Consider the following 15,260-nt stretch of genomic DNA (forward strand, 5'->3'; position numbering starts at 1 on the left):
GGACGCCCTTGGTTTGAACCGGATCATCTGGATTCAGGAAGGATTGTCTGAGGATCAGACCCGCGATCCGGAACGGATGTATTACGGCACGGACGGCCACATCGATCTGTTCATGTGTTTCATCGGTGAAAACCGCGTTCTGATGCTGGACGTTCCCGAAGACAGCGTGAATGCAAAGCCACTTGCGCAGGCACGCGCGGTGCTCGAGGCAGCCGGGATCGAAGTGGTACCTTTTCCCTTTATGTCGAGTTTCACGGTGGGCAAACATGACTTCATCGCGCCTTACATGAACTTTTACATCTGCAACTGTGCCGTGATCATGCCGCAAACCGGGTTTGATCCGGACATGGACGAAGCCGCCCGAACGGAACTCGCCAAGCATTTTCCCAATCGTGAGGTAATCGGAATCACCATGCGCGCGGCCCCGATGCAGGGCGGTGCAATTCACTGTCTAACCCAGCAGGTACCTGCAGTGCAGACTAATTAGCGAAAGACAATCACAACAACGAGGCTCAAAATGCCCTATGACTCACTAGTTGGATCAAGGATTGTAATCACAGGCGGATCGTCCGGTATCGGACTAGAAATTGCTCGTCAGGCGTTAAATGCCGGAGCTAGGGAAATTGTTCTTCTTGCAAGAGACCACGCCAAATTGGAAGCTGCGGCGAAGCAACTTACAGGGAAGGTCGAGTATGCCTCACTTGATGTTACGCAAGAAGATCGTGTGAAGGCTGTTTTCGACAGCATTGGGAAATTTGATCATCTCGTCGCTGCAGCCGCTGGGACAGTACGCGGCACGATCGTGGAGATAGATACTCAGGCTGCGCGGGGTCTCTTTGAGTCCAAATTTTGGGGACAGCATCACTCACTGAAGTACGGTGCGCCAATGATCTCTGCGACCGGTTCAATAACTCTGTTCTCTGGGTGGATTAGCAGAAAACCGATGCGCGGTCTTGGAACGCTGGCAGCCGTCGATGGGGCGATCGAGTCGCTCGGCAGAGTCGCAGCTCTTGAGCTTGCCCCAATTCGCGTAAACACTATTGTGCCCGGCCAAGTAGACACGCCTCTTTGGCGAACGCGCCTTAGCGAACAAGCAGCGCAAAGCCATTTCGACTCTGTGGATGACACGCTTCCAGTTGGGCGCAGAGGCCACCCGAGCGACATTGCGGCGGCAGTGCTCGGTCTTATGTCGAATAGGTTTATCACGGGTGTCACACTCGACGTGGATGGTGGGCAACCTGCAGGCACACACAACTGAGGCTGCCTCAAGTAATCTGAAACCCTTAGGAAACTTCATATTCGAAACTGCGCCTTCAGAAGTGTCCTGTGGACGGGGTGTCTACACCAAAGTCTTGCTCTGCCAGAAGTTTGCTAAAAACTTTTCGCAATATTTTCAGTACGTTTCAAAGAAACCACCAGTGGTAACCTCTGGGTACCTAATCGACGAAAGATACCACTTCGCTGTATTCAATGAGGCGACGCTTCATCGAACTCAGGAGTACAAAATGAACTTTGACCCAACACGACTTACCAGACGTTCTATGATTGCAAGTTCTCTGGCAACACTAGGTACTTTGGCAGCCCCCGCCATCGCGCGCCCCGCCGGGTTGCGGGTCGAGGAGTGGGTCTCGGATGCCGGGCCCTTGTTGGTCCGATCCGCCATTATCGAAGGACCCGCTTCGCTCGGACTGGTTGATACGCAATTTACGTTGTCGAACGCGATGCGTTTGATTGCGGACCTCAAAGAGCGTGGCAAACCTCTTGAATGGACTTACGTGACACACCCGCATCTTGATCATTTCAACGGTGCCGAACTTATCCGCGCAGCGTTCCCTGAAGCCCAGTTTTTTGCGCGCGGTGACGCGATCCCATTGTTCCAGCCGATGGTTTCGACGCGCCAGGCGAGCCTTGGCGCTGCGGTCCCCGGTGGTGGGGAAAATCTTCCGGATACCGCACCGGACTTTTTCGAAGCGGTTTCAGATGATGGTCTGGTGCTGGATGGCCAACCCCTGCAGGTCTTGCAGGGCCCCGGCGATCACCCAATGTCATCCGTTGTTTTCGAGCCGGATAGCCGAACCGCCATAACCGGAGATGTCGTTTTTTCGGAAACACATGCTTTCACCGGCGACCATGATGATTTCGATGGGTGGATTGATCTTGTGAAACGCGTTCAGTCGCTCGACCCATCGCGTGTTATTGTGGGCCATGCCAGACCGGCTGTGCGCCGCGGTGACCGGGTTCTGTCCGAGCAGATTGACTGGCTTGAAACCTACCGGGACGCCCGAGCCGATGATTCAAGCGTAGAAAGCATCAAGTCTGTCATGGTGGGCAAGTATCCGACTTATGCAAACGACTTTATTTTCGAGTTTTCCGCCGGCGTTCAGCGTCTGCCTTAAACAGCGTCACGTCTGAAAACTATGAGCAAATAGCAAAGAGTTAGAGGTGTCGGTTTAAAAATCTGAAACCGGCACCTCCAATCTGATACGGTGGGTGTTACCAAAGTGGTGCCTAATCTTCTGCCACGAAGCCGTTACTGACGTACGACAGACACTACCTCGGCACTCTGCTTGTCCGTATTATGGCTTTGAATCTCAATCATATTCTGCTCGGCCCAGATTTTGATCTGGTTAACGAGCTCGGCGCAACTCTCCCCGAGAGGGGTTAGGGAATATTCAACGCGAAGTGGCATCTCGTCAAAGACCTGACGAATAACCAACCCGTCTTCCTCAAGGTTTCGAAGTGTTTTGGTGAGCATTTTCTGAGAAACGCCCTCAATCAAACGGCGAAGTGCCCCGAACCGCATTGGACCCTGCAACAAGGCCGCCAACGTTAGCATCGTCCACTTTTCGGCCAGGCGCACAATAATCCCACGTGTCGGGCAATCTGCGACAAAGGCATTTGGAGCAATATTTGACATAGTTACCTCGGGGTACCTAATTGACTTCAGTTACCACCATGCAGACTCTCTCGTCGAATTCAAGAGTAGCTGGAGATGACGAAATGAAGGTTGCAATTTTAGGAACCGGAAACGTTGGTGGGCGCTTGCTTGAGCTGTGTCAGACCGCCAGCCATGATGTTGTGGCAGGAAGCAGAAGCGGATACACCAGCTTTGACGCGGCGGCGGATCACGGCGACGTTGTTGTTTTGGCAGTCCACTACCACGTCGCGGCGGACGTATTGCGCCCGCTTCAGGAAAAGCTCGCCGGGAAAATCGTCGTCGATGCGACCAATCCGCTAAATGACGATTGGTCGCCGCTGTTGCTGGGTCAGGAAAACTCTGGCGGGGAAGAGATTGCAAGACTGCTTCCGGAAAGCCGAGTTGTAAAAGCGTTCAATACCGTGTTTGCTGATAACATGACATCTGATCGGCTCTCGCGCGATGGTACCCCCGCAACGACCTTTGTCGCGGGTGACAACCCTGACGCAGTTGATACTGTTTCGGAACTTGCGGCCTCGCTCGGTTTTCGACCGGAAAAGATCAACAAGCTGTCAGCCGCCCGTCACCTGGAATCCCTGGCCCATCTGAATATCGAACTTGCGGTTGGGCAAGGACGGGGCACCGACACAGCATTCATCTATCATCGGGGGTAACCCTATGGCACGGCGCGTAGAATTCGAAGTTGACGGTACATCGATCGTCGGGGATTTGCACCTTCCGTCAGGCGAGGGCCCCTTCCCCGCTGTCATAACCGGCGGCCCGATGACTTCGGTCAAGGAACAGGTGACAGGAACCTATGCCGCCGCACTCGCCGAACGCGGCATTGCCGCTTTGGCCATTGACCACCGACACTATGGTGAAAGCGGTGGCGAACCGAGGCAGTATGAATACTATCCCCATAAGATCGCTGATCTGAAGGAAGCGGTTTCGGCTTTGGCTGAACAGGATGGCGTCGATCCGGAGCGGCTGGGTGCCGTCGGTGTTTGCCTGGGGTCGGGATATCTCGCGCACGCAATTCACGACCTGCCGCAAGTAAAAGCCTTTGCAGCGATTGCCGGTTACTACCGTGATGTGCCTGAGATGCGTCAATCGGATCCCGAAGGGTTTGGTCAGAAGGTCGCTCAGGGTGCCGCCGCGCGCGCGACCTATGAAGCAACTGGGGAAGTTGAGACCATCCCCGCAGTCGCGCTGGACCAAGACGCTGCAATGATGATCCAATCGACCTACGACTACTATTCTGATCGCGCCGCGCACCCCAATTACGTGAACGAATTCGCGGTCATGTCGCGAGAGTATTTTCTGCAATTTGACGTCCAAAGTGCCGCCACAGGGCTGAACCAACCGTTCCTGATGATACATGGGCCTAATGCGCTTAATCCCGCTTGGGCCGAAAAGTTCTTTGCATCGGTGCCCGGCGAGAAGTTCAAGTACGAGATCACATCTGAAGGGCAGACAGACATTTACGATGACCCAAGGATTGTCTCTGACGCGTCAGAGCAAGTCGCTAGCTTCCTCGTCAAGTTTCTGTAGCCCAGCTCTCTTTTACACACTTATTCAATTTTCTACTTATGCTCAGGACTCATAGCCAATAGATGACCAAAGCGGCGAGAGGGATTGCTGAGAGGAAGACTTTGGGTCACCTGACGTACCGCATCGCCACACGGCGCCAGTCCTTCAATCTGCAAAACATAATCTCGATCCGATTGCGGCGTTTGTAGCGGCGCTTGTCGTATCGGACAGCTGTCTTGCGCTGTTTGCGGCCTGGGATGCGGCGCGCGTATCCCTTTGTCTTTCAACGCTTCTCTGATCCAATCTGCATCATAGCCGCGGTCACCCAGCAACCATTCGACATTTGGCAGACTGCTAATCAATGCCCTCGCACCGATGTAGTCGCTCAACTAGAAAAGATCAGACATGTTCGCCACTCGTTTTGAACGCGATGAATCACGCAGCCAAACGGAAATCAATGGGTCTTGAGCCTAGATTGGGGGTCGACCACACTTGCCCCAAGGGCGATCCATATCTCGGTTCCAATTTGCTGTGTTGGCCGCCGCTTCATAGGTCGACTTGAGGAAGGACAGAAGAGACTCTGCAGGGTTTGCAGAGGTGCGTACAGCATCATACGGCAACAGGAATTCCCCAAGCTCATCATTCCAACTGGCTGCCGTAGGTAAAACTGCTTGTTTCGAAAAGTCGTCCGGTACCGGATATGCATATGAGTAAAACATAGGTTCACCATATCCATTCCCGGGCCAAAACCCTGCCGACGATACTTCGTGACTGTAGGCTTCACGCGTTATATCGTCTGGCAAATTGGGAATTCCGCCAGAATGAGGCGGCGCTTTTCGGCCCGAAAATCTGGTTACAGCAAAGTCGAAGGAACCCCAGAACAAATGAGCCGGGGAAACCTTCCCGTGAAACCCTGTCCGAAACTGATTGAACACATCGTGCACTCTCAAAAGAGCCTGGTGAAACCTCCGCACGGCATCTGCGTCGTAGGGACGTTCAGCCGTATCTTGCAAGAACGGAATGGGGTCTGGCAATTCGTTTGGCCGCCCGTGAATGTCGCAATTGCCGCCAACCTCTGCGATCGCTGCACCGAACTTTTTGCGGAAGCTTGCGACGCTCATCGACTCTAGATCAAAGCTTACAGTCTTGCCCCCGGCGGCTTCGACAAGCAGTTTTTCGTCGCAGACATCGAAAGTCACAGTAACCGGAACTTCTGGGTCAGGGATCAATCCGGTTGTTAGCCCTCTGGAAGTTACATAAAAAGTGGCGTGCCAGGAATGATTGACCCAAAACGAGTGCTTCAATCGGTACTTTCCGACGATCTGGCACCAAAGATGCAGCGCTTCACACGTCTGGCGCCACGGGTCGAAAGGGATGTCGGGCCAGCTCTTTTTGTCTGAGTTCAAACTCATCGCATTTACCTTCGAATTTGAGCAACATTGCCTCGCATACTTTCGGTTTTGGTAACCTAGGTGTCGAGAAGTGTGATTTTGATCAGTTGGTTTTTGCACTTTTCCATCAATTGGTTACTCGTCAGACAGACAATTTAAAACAATCACAAAAGTTATCCCATCTGACACCCTGTTGGCGCATAAACCACTTGAAGGCCAAAAGTTGGGTCAATGCTGAATGACATCCGCCCAATCTTCTTTATGTCTTTCCGCCTGCGCGCGAACAAAAGGACACAATGGGACTATCCGTTGGCCGGCCGCTCTGGCGTCGGCGATCAAGCGCTCGACCAACTGCATTGCAACACCCATACCACGCATACTGTCTGGAACGTCGGTGTGATCCGCTATGACAAGCTTGTCGCTCACTTTGGATATCGTCAGTTCTCCCTCGCCTTCGACACCTTCCACCGTGGCCACGTAGCGCGCTTTTGTATCGGTATCTTCCCGAAGGATTGTTGCATTCTGGGTCAATTTTGCACTCCCGCCTTTGCTAGATTAGATGTCACACGCACTTTGAGTCCGGGACGCTTTATAAGGTTTGGATTCGGAACACGCACCCAAACGGTCAAGTTCCCACTCTCGTCCAGCAACGCAGCAGCCCGTTCGGGCGAAAGCCCATCGCGCGATACTGTGCCGTTTGGCAGGGAACCTGCGACTGTAAGCTGTTCGAACAGTGCCTCAACTGTCGCGACGCCTGCTTGCGCCATAACATCAAGGCGCGTTTGGTAATCCACCTGATAGGCAACCATCACCGGGTCTAAAACGATCACCTCACCCAATGGTTGACCGGCTTTGGCATCCGCGATCTTAAAGTTAGTAACGGCGGGATCGGCTGTTGCTTCTGTTGCTACACCACGATTCAGCAATTCAGTTTGACAGTTTGCCTGCGCAGTAGCTTCCGTAAATCGGGCTTCCGCCTGCTTTTGACGAGCAAGCGCCATATCGAGACCCAGCCTCGCATCGGTGTCACCCAGTTGAACCAGCGGAGCGTCTTTCAACACATTGTCACCGTTCGAGTGAAGAACAGTTTTTATGATTCCATCGGTTTGGCTGGTCGCAACACCGCGTTCGGATGGCAATACAACGCCGTCGAATCCCCAAGCGTCCGCAAACGCAGCGGTTCCGAATAGAAAGCAACATGAAAAGCAAACAAACGCATTCATTTAGATCTCTTTTTTGACGGCGTAAAACTAAACTCAACAACACAAATGTGGGTCAATCTTTCATGTTTTCAACGCTGGGATAGTTTGTTTTAAATTATCTCCCATACAGTTTTGCATCGCCATCTATTAAGCCCTTCTGTTCGATTTTAACGGGCTTCTGTGATGTATAAACATACGAGGTTAAGCTTCAGATATGTGTTTTGGAGCGACCTAGTCGTACCAATTCGCAAGCTATACTTTGAGTAATTAGTGAGTTTTACAAGTCTCAACAAACAGGGAATTTACGGCTGGGAAGGTTGTTTCTCATTCCTAAGTTGAATTGGTTTTCGGGTTAAATTTCTTGAAGCATATAGTTCGTTTCTCTTCTTGTGGCCCGCGGTTGGGTTTACATCTCAAAAAGTTTCATGAATTGACTATGGCATGTTCAGTTGGCTAGTTTTGAGAATGGCGTCGATCACTCAAATCGAGCAACTGCTTCCCGAGTTTCGGGCCTATGCGACCACAATTTGCGCCTCGGCCAATGACGCAGAGGACCTTGTGCAGGACGCCATTGAACGCGCTTTGAGAACCGAAGACAAGCCAACTCAGCTCGAACAGCTTCGTCCCTGGATGTTTCGTGTCATCCGCAATCTGCACTATGACGAGCTGAGAAAAAAACGTGTTCGCAGGGAATATTTGGCGGCTGAGAGACGTCTATCCGATGAAGCCGGGTCTTCGGACGCAGCGCACGATATCCTGATACGACTCGCGTATCAAAAATTGCCGCCGGATATGCGGGAAGTGCTGTGCCTTGTGGACATTTTGGGGTTGAAATACTTGGAGGCGGCCAAAGTCATGAATGTCGCCAACGGAACTGTGATGAGCCGGATCAGTCGGGCAAGAAAGGCTCTGCTTGAACTGGTAGATGGCGTGGAACTGCAAGACAAAACTACGAAAAGTGGCAAATGACTGAACTGAGCGACACAGACTGGGAACTGGTAAACGCCTACCATGACGGTGAGTTGGGCGACGCAACCCGTGCGGAGTTTGAAACCCGTTTGGCGTCTGAGCCTGCTCTTGCGCAGGCGTTGAAGGATGTGCGCGATGTGGCGTCCAGTCTGGCCGCATTGCGACCTGAAACGGCGCACCAGTCCTCCGTACCGCTCGAAAACTCTGCGAACAGCAATTGGCGTCCGGTCAGATGGCTGGCCGGTGGTGCCTTTGCGGCCGCGCTTGCGGCCGCCATAATTCTGGGGGCGAACGCGTTTGCCACGCCGACGGCTTTCGACATCCACGAGGATTTTGCGAAACAGGATGTCTCGGTCCAGAACAGCGATCTTCGTTCGGTTGCGGCGGCGGGGTATGACGGCATACCGGACCTTGCCAGCGCGAGGCTGACACCGGTTGCAATCCGATCGCTGAAAAAGGGTCTGGTCACTCACTACGCCGGTCGAAACGGCTGCCGGATTTCGTATTTCCGCGGCGCGTTCGAGTTGGACGATGATAGCAGTGCAGGCCGGCAGGTTGAGGCATGGACGACCTCGGACAACATGCGCCACATGGTCATTGCCAGCGGTATGGACCAACCGAGATTTGACGCGATAGCCGCTTATCTGAAACTCACGACCCAAAGTGATGCGTCCCAGACCAGTTTGGCGGCGGTGTCCGATGCAACGGCAGCTGCCGCCCCCTGTGTGGGTTAGCGGCAGCCGTCCGGATCTGCATTCGGTTTAGGGTTTCGGAAAGTTGGGTCGATCCTCGCCATAGTGCGCAGCGAGATAGTCGAGGATTTCTGAAAGCTCGGGCTCTTCGATTTCCGACATCCCCTGTTCCTCGACCATCCAATCGAACATCTCGACCCAACCGTCCCGGCTGAGGCCCTGTTGCGCAACGATCATCTCGGAATGGCAGGCGGTGCAGGCGAAGTAGGTCGATTCCACGCCGGGCGCATCGAACAGCACGCCGAATTCGTATTCTTCTTCGGCTTCAACCGAGACGGTCTCGGCGGCCGCGCCAAACGCCAGCGGGGCGTCTGAAAACGTATTGAGATAGGCGATCACATTCGCCCGGTCTTGATCCTTTTTCAGCCCCGCAAAGCTCATCTTTGTGCGTTTTATTTCGTCTTTTGGCCTCCTGAGAAACAGGTCAAGGCGTTTAAGCGTCCAGTCCCCGGCGTATTCGATCATTGCTTTGGAATACTTAAATCCATCGACGGCGGCCACCGGGCCACCAACGATGCTGTACAGGTTCGGACCGACCTTGTTCTTGTCGCCTTGCTCGACCGTGTGGCAGGCGACACATTTCTTGAAGACACGCTCGCCTTTCGTGACGTCGGCATTGGCAAGGGACGACTCAAGCTCAGCCAGAGCCGGGGATGTCGCGGCGATGCCTAATGCCACAACAGTCACAGTTCGCAGATGTGCGAAACGCATGGAATTCCTCCGGTGCAAGGAAAATTGAGGGGCGGCGCGTGGGCCGCCCCGGACTGATCAGCTTGCGCGTACACCGACCCGGTGCATGGTGTTGTTGAGATACCCTTTCGGGTTCCAGTCGATGGCAAAAGGCTGCATGACCCCTGCATCGTCGGTGGCACGGGCCCAGATCTCATAGTACCCGGCCTGCGGAAAGCTGACATCTGCACGCCAGTTCTGCCACGCGCCACTGTTGACCGGATCGTCAAGCTGGGCATCCTGCCAGGTCGCGCCGAAATCAGTCGACACTTCAACCTTGCTGATTGCCCGGTCTCCTGACCAGGCGTGGCCGCGTACCTGCGTTTCCATACCCAGATCGGACCCGTTTGCGGGGAACGTCACCAGCGATTTGACCGGCATGCGTTCGATGATGACAAAATCCTCTTTCGGCACGTCCTGCCCCGGTTCCACGGGATAACCCGGAACCCGGTATGACGTACCGGTCATCTTCGGGCCATCGTGAACCTGATCGCGCAGCTCAATCCGTTCAAGCCATTTCTGAGCCGTGGATGCGGGCCATCCCGGCACGACAAGCCGCAGCGGCGCACCGTTCATCGGATGCAGTTCCGCGCCGTTCATCTCAAATGCAATCAGCACGTTGTCCGTCATCGCCTTTTCGATCGGCACGCCGCGCGAGATCGGCATTTTTTCGGGATCACCGGACAGGTGGCCATCCGCGCCATAATGCGCGGTATAGACGACATTCGATTGCACACCGGCCTTTTCCAGAACATCCTTCAACCGCACGCCGGTCCACTCGGAACAGGCCACCGCGCCATAGGTCCACTGATTGCCCTTGGCGGGCGGGTTGAAAAAGCCGCGCCCGTTACCGCCGCATTCCAGCGTCAGCGCCATGGTCACGACCTCGAACTGTTCGCGCAGGTCGGCGATTGTCAGGGTCAACGGCGTCTCCACGAAACCGTCTACCGTAAGGGTCCAGGTGGTCGGATCAACATCCTCGGGCGGGATGCCGTTGTTGCGGATGAAATGGCGGCTGGTTGGGGTGATCAGGTCATCAAGCAGCTCGGGCGGTGTTTCCGCATTTACTGGGCGATCATTCAGAAGGGTCAGCCCATCTTTGCCGACCAGATCATTTTCCTGTGCCATGGCGGCGGGCACGAAGCCGATGGGCATGTTGCGGTGAAACGGGATCGACGTGCCAACCATTGCGGCCATCGTCGCCAGCCCGGTACGTTTCAGAAACCCGCGCCGGTCCGGGTTCGCCACCCGCCCAAAAAACGCGGCATCGGCCTTTTCCGGGTCATCTGCGAAGAACTCGTGAACCGAGCGATTCTTGTCCTCTACTGGCGCCATTGTTTCCTCCCTTGGCTGCTGGCTTGGCACGTCTTTGCGCGCCGTTATTCAAGAGAGAGACGTGCAGGGTCCTTGTTTTATTCCGTCTTTCAGCGTCCAAACTCATTTTTGAAGAGTTCAACGCAACCATGTCAGGGTGAATCCCGTCACTTACCCTTCTGGAACACGAGTACAAACCGAACATTACGACGCGTCGTTCGGTCAGATCAGATAACCGTTTGCACCCGATCCCTTACCGATATTCAGGTTGATCGTAACTGTGGCAGTTCAGTTGAAAACAAATGCCAGCGTCAGCCGACAAAAGTTTGCGAAAGTTTCTTGGTTGTTTGCCGCAACACCAGTCGGGTAGGCGTTTGTGTATTGTGAAAGGCGCAACCCCGGTCTGCAGCCACGTTAGGACCAAGTCCGCGACTTTTTCTCCGAAGTCGCCGACGACGCATTGTACCGTAGACAAGGCGGGCCAACATTCAGAGGCTTCCTGAATATCGTCAAACCCGATGATCTGAAAAGATCGCCCGATCTCGACACACGCCTCGTGACAGGCATTGATCATCCCAAAGGCTACCAGATCATTGAAACACAAAGCGGCGTCGCAATCCAGGTGATCTCTGAACAGGTCCGCAGCTGTAGCATGCCCGAAGGCTCGGCTTGATTTTCCTGATATTACAATCGGTTGCAGCCTACTTTCCTGCAGAACCTCGATGTAGCGCAAGATCCGTTCCTACGTGACTTTACGACCGTCCAGTCCGCCGACAAAAGCGATCCGGCGCGCACCGGTATCAAGCAGAAGTCGGGTCGCAGCGCGACCCCCAGAACGATAGTCAGGGGCAATGAAAGGGTGTTTACCGGACGCTTTCGACCTGACGCAGAACCCGCATTATTGGAATCCCTGCACGCGCAACTGCGGCAAGCGTGTTTGAAACGTTACCGTAAGCGGGCGACAGGATCGAGGCCGAGACCTCGTGCTCCAACATGGCATTGGCCACCTGATCCTGAATTTCGGGGTCTTCGTTGGTATTCGCCACTACCACCGCATCACCCCGGAACCCCAGCGCCATTCGCAGCGACATCGCGAATTCGGTGAAAAACAGCTTGGTCAGATCGTTGATCACCAACCCGATCAGCGCGTTACCAGTTGATCTGAGATTAACCGCCGACCGGTTGTACACATACCCGATCTCTTGCATCGCCTCGTGGACAAGTACACTGGTTTCCGACTTGACCTGTGAGCTGCCGTGCAAGACAAGACTGACCGTCGATTTTGAAACGCCCGCCTTGTTGGCAACATCTATGATCGTGGGTCTGCGCATTCAGTCTATTGCTCAACTCCGTGCAGGTTTAGCAGTGTGATCATGCGTGCAGCCTCCCCAACTGAACTGGTCCACCGTTTTTTGCAGAGGGCCGCGTATGGGCAACAAGAGACCGAATCCCTAAGAGATTGACCGAAGTTGCGACAGGTTGAGATTCTAATCGGCCAAGGCATGTCCCGTCTTGACGCGATCAGACAGATCGGCATTGTCGAACAAACCTGTTTCCGCTTGCAGAAGGCATCCGCACAATCGAAGCTTGGGGTCAAAAATCGGCCCTGTTTTACTGCGTCACGGAAGTGGAATCATGTCGCTTCATTACTGCCAATCGGAAAAAGCGAAAAGCAGAAAACCCTGCTCTTGTTCTAACCCTTCTTCAAAAAAGGCGCAGCTTTAACCCAAAGTGGATTCAGCGGAACGAAGCGCGTCGCTGATATCTGCTTCGATCAAATCATATTCTTCAATTCCGACCGAGACGCGGATCAGGTTATCTTCGATCCCAAGCGCAATCCGCGTTTCACGGGGTACCTTTCGATGCGATGCGACGGACGGCATTATGAGCGTTGTCGCAACATCTCCCAATGTGGGTCCGTAAGGAATGTCTTTTGCCGCGGAGAGAAATATGTCCGCTTGTGTTCGCGAACCTCGCAATACAAAGCTGATCATGTGGCCAAATCCAGCCAGCATTTTTTTGGCCAAATCGTGATCCGGATGCTTTTCATTTCCTGGAAAATGCACGCATTCAACCATCGGATGGCTGGTCAGAAAATTGCTTAGGCTACGCGCATTTTGCTGGGCACGTTCAAACCGCACATCAAAGGTATTCAATCCGCGCTCCGCCATCCAACAGTTGTATGGGCTTGCTTGCAAACCCAGCGTCTTTATCGTCTCGTCTATACGATTGATCAGCCCAAGGTCGCGGCCGCCGAGATACCCAAGATTGAGATCGCTATGACCCGAGAGCATTTTAGTAACCGAATGCATGACCAAATCAGCGTTGTGGCTCAGGGGATTAAAGAGGCGCGGCGTCGTGAAAGTGTTGTCGACCAGGACCAACGCGCCTACGTTCTTTGCTGCCGCCACAAGCTCAGCAAAGTGGGTCACGCGCAGCATTGGGTTTGAGAGGATCTCCGTCAGTACGATGCGCGTTCCCGGGACAATTGCAGCTGCAAAAGTTAATGGATCAGACGCGTCAAATCGCCGTGTTTCGAAGCCCAACCTCGGTAGATCGCGATCCAGCATTAAGTGGGACCGCCCATACAGCTGGCTTGCGCCGGCGACAGCGTCACCCTTTTCCAGAACCGTGAGCAAGGCAGCTGTAATTGCCGTCATGCCGGAGTTGGTCATAAGCCCAGCTTCGGCGTCTTCCAGCCAAGAGAGCTTCTCAGCCAAAGCCACCGCATTGGGATGCCCATCGCGCGAATATCCAAAACCTGGCTCTTCCTCAGCGTAAACTTGCTGAAGCTGGCTTGCAGTGTCATATGAATACATGGCCGCCGCCGACAACGGGGCAACAATAGGTTTTCCTGTAATCTTTGGGGTTATTGTTCGTCGTACGACGGAACGCCTAGTCGTGGGCATAAGGATCCTCTAGCTCAAGCAATTCTGAAAACGGCGTAACCCATCGTGTTGATCAAACTCCGGTGGCAGCCAATTGGTACCTACCAGCACCTTCGGCACAGTCGTACACTAATTGAACATTGATTCCGTGAAGTTGTCCGGTGAGGCATACTCAAAGGTCGTTTGAATTCAATGACAAAAAGCGGACGCCCAAGAGTAACCGGCACCCATCATGTTCGTGTTACTTCAAGCCACTAAATGCCTTGTCGAGCGCGATAGCTACGGCATCGACGTCATCCATCGACAAACACAGCGGCGGCACCATGCGCAGGCACGATTGTGTGGGCCCGGATTTTGACAGGATGATGCCTGCATCCTTGCATCCCTCGAACACGGTCGCCGTAGCTTCTCGATCCGGCTCCTTCGTCTTGCGATCCTTGACCAGTTCGATGGCCATCATCAATCCGCGCCCACGCACGTCGCCGATGGCTTTATGCCGCTCCTGCAGGTCTCGCATCCTTTCGAGTAACGCGGCCCCGACCACCTTGGCGTTGTGCTGGATGCCCTCGTCCTGGATCACCTGCAATACCGCCCGCCCAGCGGCACAGCTTGTAGGGTTGGCTCCATACGTGTGGAACATGAATTTTTCTGCCATTGGTGCGGCCACGTCCTTGCGTGCAATCACCGCACCGATAGGGAAACCGTTTCCGAGACCTTTGGCAATCACGACGATATCGGGCACAACGCCGTCCGCCTCAAAACCCCAGTAATGATCGCCCGTCCGGGCAAAGCCCGACTGAACCTCATCGGCGACATAAACACCACCCGCGGCGCGGACACGCTCGGCGGCGCCACTCATGTAGCCCATGGGCATCTCGACGATGCCGCCGTAACCCTGAATGCTTTCCACAAAGATGCCCGCGACCTTGCCTGTTGTCGCACTTGCGATGGTCCGATCAATCTCATCGAGGTAAGGTTGCGCGCCGGCACCTTCACCAAAGATGCCGCGATACTGGTTGGGTTCGGCGACAAAGGCGACGTTGCCCGGCATTCCCGGATGACGCCAGCCCGAGATGCCCGTAATTGACTGCGCCGAGGCTGTAGGCCCGTGATACGCGTGGCGCAATGCTAACAAGTCTAGATTGCCGGTGTAGGTACGCGCCATTGTCATGGCCAGGTCGATGGCCTCGGAGCCAGAATTGCAGAAATGCACCACCCAGTCATGGCCTTTGGGCATGGTCGCGGCCAGTTCTTCAGCCAATTGTGCTGGCGTCGGATGATAGAACATAGTGGTGCAGTGCGTCAGATCCTGAGCCTGTGCCATCGCTGCTTCGACCACCCGTGGATGCGAGTGTCCAACCGAGATGCACAAGTTCATGCCCAGCAGATCAATGTATTTGTTGTTCTGGATGTCCCATAGATACTGTCCTTGGCCACGGCGCATGACCAGGGGTTCTGCAAACGGAACAAACTTGCTTTGCGACGCCGCAAAGTACTGAGCACGGCGGTTTTCCGTACCGTTTTCGGACCAGTCGGTGTTGATAGGATGCACAGTCATTTCAAGCCTC

General features: G+C 54.3%; 17 protein-coding genes and 1 pseudogene. 7 read left to right on the forward strand and 11 right to left on the reverse strand.

Annotated features, from left to right (window positions below; all coding sequences use genetic code 11):
- The 3 genes from AC2FNU_RS14760 to AC2FNU_RS14770 form a co-directional block, all read left to right on the forward strand.
- On the forward strand, positions 1-487 hold a 487-nt coding region (locus AC2FNU_RS14760; protein ID WP_496789839.1), incomplete at its 5' end, for an agmatine deiminase family protein.
- Between the two features lie 30 nt (positions 488-517).
- Entirely contained in the window at positions 518-1,258 is a 741-nt protein-coding gene (locus tag AC2FNU_RS14765) for an SDR family oxidoreductase (RefSeq protein ID WP_496789841.1), read from the forward strand.
- A 247-nt stretch (positions 1,259-1,505) separates the two neighbouring features.
- On the forward strand, positions 1,506-2,396 hold the full coding sequence (locus AC2FNU_RS14770) for an MBL fold metallo-hydrolase (RefSeq protein ID WP_496789842.1): 891 nt from the start codon (positions 1,506-1,508) through the stop codon (positions 2,394-2,396).
- Between the two features lie 134 nt (positions 2,397-2,530).
- On the opposite strand, the gene AC2FNU_RS14775 is transcribed toward AC2FNU_RS14770, so the two are convergent.
- Complete coding sequence (locus AC2FNU_RS14775; protein ID WP_496789845.1) at positions 2,531-2,917, reverse strand: winged helix-turn-helix transcriptional regulator; 387 nt, start codon at positions 2,915-2,917, stop codon at positions 2,531-2,533.
- A gap of 83 nt (positions 2,918-3,000) precedes the next feature.
- Between AC2FNU_RS14775 and AC2FNU_RS14780 the strand changes: the two genes are divergently transcribed.
- Both AC2FNU_RS14780 and AC2FNU_RS14785 read left to right on the forward strand, forming a co-directional pair.
- Positions 3,001-3,591: an NADPH-dependent F420 reductase gene (locus AC2FNU_RS14780; protein WP_496789847.1), complete on the forward strand. Its 591-nt coding sequence runs from the start codon at positions 3,001-3,003 to the stop codon at positions 3,589-3,591.
- Between the two features lie 4 nt (positions 3,592-3,595).
- Positions 3,596-4,468 carry an alpha/beta hydrolase gene (locus AC2FNU_RS14785; RefSeq protein ID WP_496789849.1) on the forward strand — a complete coding sequence of 291 codons (873 nt, stop codon included), beginning with the start codon at positions 3,596-3,598 and terminating at the stop codon, positions 4,466-4,468.
- Positions 4,469-4,574: 106 nt separating this feature from the next.
- Here AC2FNU_RS14785 and AC2FNU_RS14790 read toward each other — a convergent pair.
- The 4 genes and pseudogenes from AC2FNU_RS14790 to AC2FNU_RS14805 form a co-directional block, all read right to left on the reverse strand.
- Positions 4,575-4,836: pseudogene (locus tag AC2FNU_RS14790) on the reverse strand (transposase); the annotation flags it as partial.
- A gap of 81 nt (positions 4,837-4,917) precedes the next feature.
- On the reverse strand, positions 4,918-5,859 hold the full coding sequence (locus AC2FNU_RS14795; protein WP_496789852.1) for a DUF5996 family protein: 942 nt from the start codon (positions 5,857-5,859) through the stop codon (positions 4,918-4,920).
- Positions 5,860-6,066: 207 nt separating this feature from the next.
- Entirely contained in the window at positions 6,067-6,369 is a 303-nt protein-coding gene (locus AC2FNU_RS14800) for a GNAT family N-acetyltransferase (RefSeq protein ID WP_496789854.1), read from the reverse strand.
- A complete protein-coding gene (locus AC2FNU_RS14805; RefSeq protein WP_496789857.1) occupies positions 6,366-7,061 on the reverse strand; it encodes an efflux RND transporter periplasmic adaptor subunit in 696 nt (231 codons plus the stop codon). Before AC2FNU_RS14805 ends, AC2FNU_RS14800 begins: the two co-directional genes overlap by 4 nt.
- Positions 7,062-7,505: 444 nt before the next feature.
- Here AC2FNU_RS14805 and AC2FNU_RS14810 point away from each other — a divergent pair, with 444 nt between their 5' ends.
- Positions 7,506-8,009, forward strand: coding sequence for an RNA polymerase sigma factor (locus AC2FNU_RS14810; RefSeq protein ID WP_496789859.1), 504 nt, complete (start codon positions 7,506-7,508; stop codon positions 8,007-8,009).
- Positions 8,006-8,743 carry a hypothetical protein gene (locus tag AC2FNU_RS14815; RefSeq protein WP_496789861.1) on the forward strand — a complete coding sequence of 246 codons (738 nt, stop codon included), beginning with the start codon at positions 8,006-8,008 and terminating at the stop codon, positions 8,741-8,743. The genes AC2FNU_RS14810 and AC2FNU_RS14815 overlap by 4 nt, the downstream gene beginning before the upstream one ends.
- Positions 8,744-8,770: 27 nt before the next feature.
- Here AC2FNU_RS14815 and AC2FNU_RS14820 read toward each other — a convergent pair whose 3' ends face one another.
- From AC2FNU_RS14820 to AC2FNU_RS14845, 6 genes are all read right to left on the reverse strand, one after another.
- A complete protein-coding gene (locus AC2FNU_RS14820; protein WP_496789863.1) occupies positions 8,771-9,472 on the reverse strand; it encodes a c-type cytochrome in 702 nt (233 codons plus the stop codon).
- 57 nt (positions 9,473-9,529) lie between these two features.
- Entirely contained in the window at positions 9,530-10,825 is a 1,296-nt protein-coding gene (locus AC2FNU_RS14825) for a sulfite oxidase (RefSeq protein ID WP_496789865.1), read from the reverse strand.
- A gap of 232 nt (positions 10,826-11,057) precedes the next feature.
- Positions 11,058-11,537, reverse strand: coding sequence for a substrate-binding domain-containing protein (locus AC2FNU_RS14830; protein ID WP_496789867.1), 480 nt, complete (start codon positions 11,535-11,537; stop codon positions 11,058-11,060).
- Positions 11,538-11,667: 130 nt separating this feature from the next.
- A complete protein-coding gene (locus AC2FNU_RS14835) occupies positions 11,668-12,135 on the reverse strand; it encodes a LacI family DNA-binding transcriptional regulator (RefSeq protein ID WP_496789868.1) in 468 nt (155 codons plus the stop codon).
- A gap of 390 nt (positions 12,136-12,525) precedes the next feature.
- Entirely contained in the window at positions 12,526-13,713 is a 1,188-nt protein-coding gene (locus tag AC2FNU_RS14840) for a trans-sulfuration enzyme family protein (protein ID WP_496789870.1), read from the reverse strand.
- 220 nt (positions 13,714-13,933) lie between these two features.
- Positions 13,934-15,250, reverse strand: coding sequence for an aspartate aminotransferase family protein (locus AC2FNU_RS14845; protein WP_496789872.1), 1,317 nt, complete (start codon positions 15,248-15,250; stop codon positions 13,934-13,936).
- Positions 15,251-15,260 lie beyond the last annotated feature (10 nt).

The organism is Ruegeria sp. BHSB064, from assembly GCF_059613205.1.

What these genes read in the sequence shown, in the direction of transcription:
- AC2FNU_RS14765 (WP_496789841.1), top strand. Translation starts at nt 518, where the DNA reads ATGCCCTATGACTCACTAGTTGGATCAAGGATTGTAATCACAGGCGGA.
- AC2FNU_RS14770 (WP_496789842.1), top strand. Translation starts at nt 1,506, where the DNA reads ATGAACTTTGACCCAACACGACTTACCAGACGTTCTATGATTGCAAGT.
- AC2FNU_RS14775 (WP_496789845.1), bottom strand. Translation starts at nt 2,917, where the DNA reads ATGTCAAATATTGCTCCAAATGCCTTTGTCGCAGATTGCCCGACACGT.
- AC2FNU_RS14780 (WP_496789847.1), top strand. Translation starts at nt 3,001, where the DNA reads ATGAAGGTTGCAATTTTAGGAACCGGAAACGTTGGTGGGCGCTTGCTT.
- AC2FNU_RS14785 (WP_496789849.1), top strand. Translation starts at nt 3,596, where the DNA reads ATGGCACGGCGCGTAGAATTCGAAGTTGACGGTACATCGATCGTCGGG.
- AC2FNU_RS14795 (WP_496789852.1), bottom strand. Translation starts at nt 5,859, where the DNA reads ATGAGTTTGAACTCAGACAAAAAGAGCTGGCCCGACATCCCTTTCGAC.
- AC2FNU_RS14805 (WP_496789857.1), bottom strand. Translation starts at nt 7,061, where the DNA reads ATGAATGCGTTTGTTTGCTTTTCATGTTGCTTTCTATTCGGAACCGCT.
- AC2FNU_RS14810 (WP_496789859.1), top strand. Translation starts at nt 7,506, where the DNA reads ATGGCGTCGATCACTCAAATCGAGCAACTGCTTCCCGAGTTTCGGGCC.
- AC2FNU_RS14815 (WP_496789861.1), top strand. Translation starts at nt 8,006, where the DNA reads ATGACTGAACTGAGCGACACAGACTGGGAACTGGTAAACGCCTACCAT.
- AC2FNU_RS14820 (WP_496789863.1), bottom strand. Translation starts at nt 9,472, where the DNA reads ATGCGTTTCGCACATCTGCGAACTGTGACTGTTGTGGCATTAGGCATC.
- AC2FNU_RS14825 (WP_496789865.1), bottom strand. Translation starts at nt 10,825, where the DNA reads ATGGCGCCAGTAGAGGACAAGAATCGCTCGGTTCACGAGTTCTTCGCA.
- AC2FNU_RS14835 (WP_496789868.1), bottom strand. Translation starts at nt 12,135, where the DNA reads ATGCGCAGACCCACGATCATAGATGTTGCCAACAAGGCGGGCGTTTCA.
- AC2FNU_RS14840 (WP_496789870.1), bottom strand. Translation starts at nt 13,713, where the DNA reads ATGCCCACGACTAGGCGTTCCGTCGTACGACGAACAATAACCCCAAAG.
- AC2FNU_RS14845 (WP_496789872.1), bottom strand. Translation starts at nt 15,250, where the DNA reads ATGACTGTGCATCCTATCAACACCGACTGGTCCGAAAACGGTACGGAA.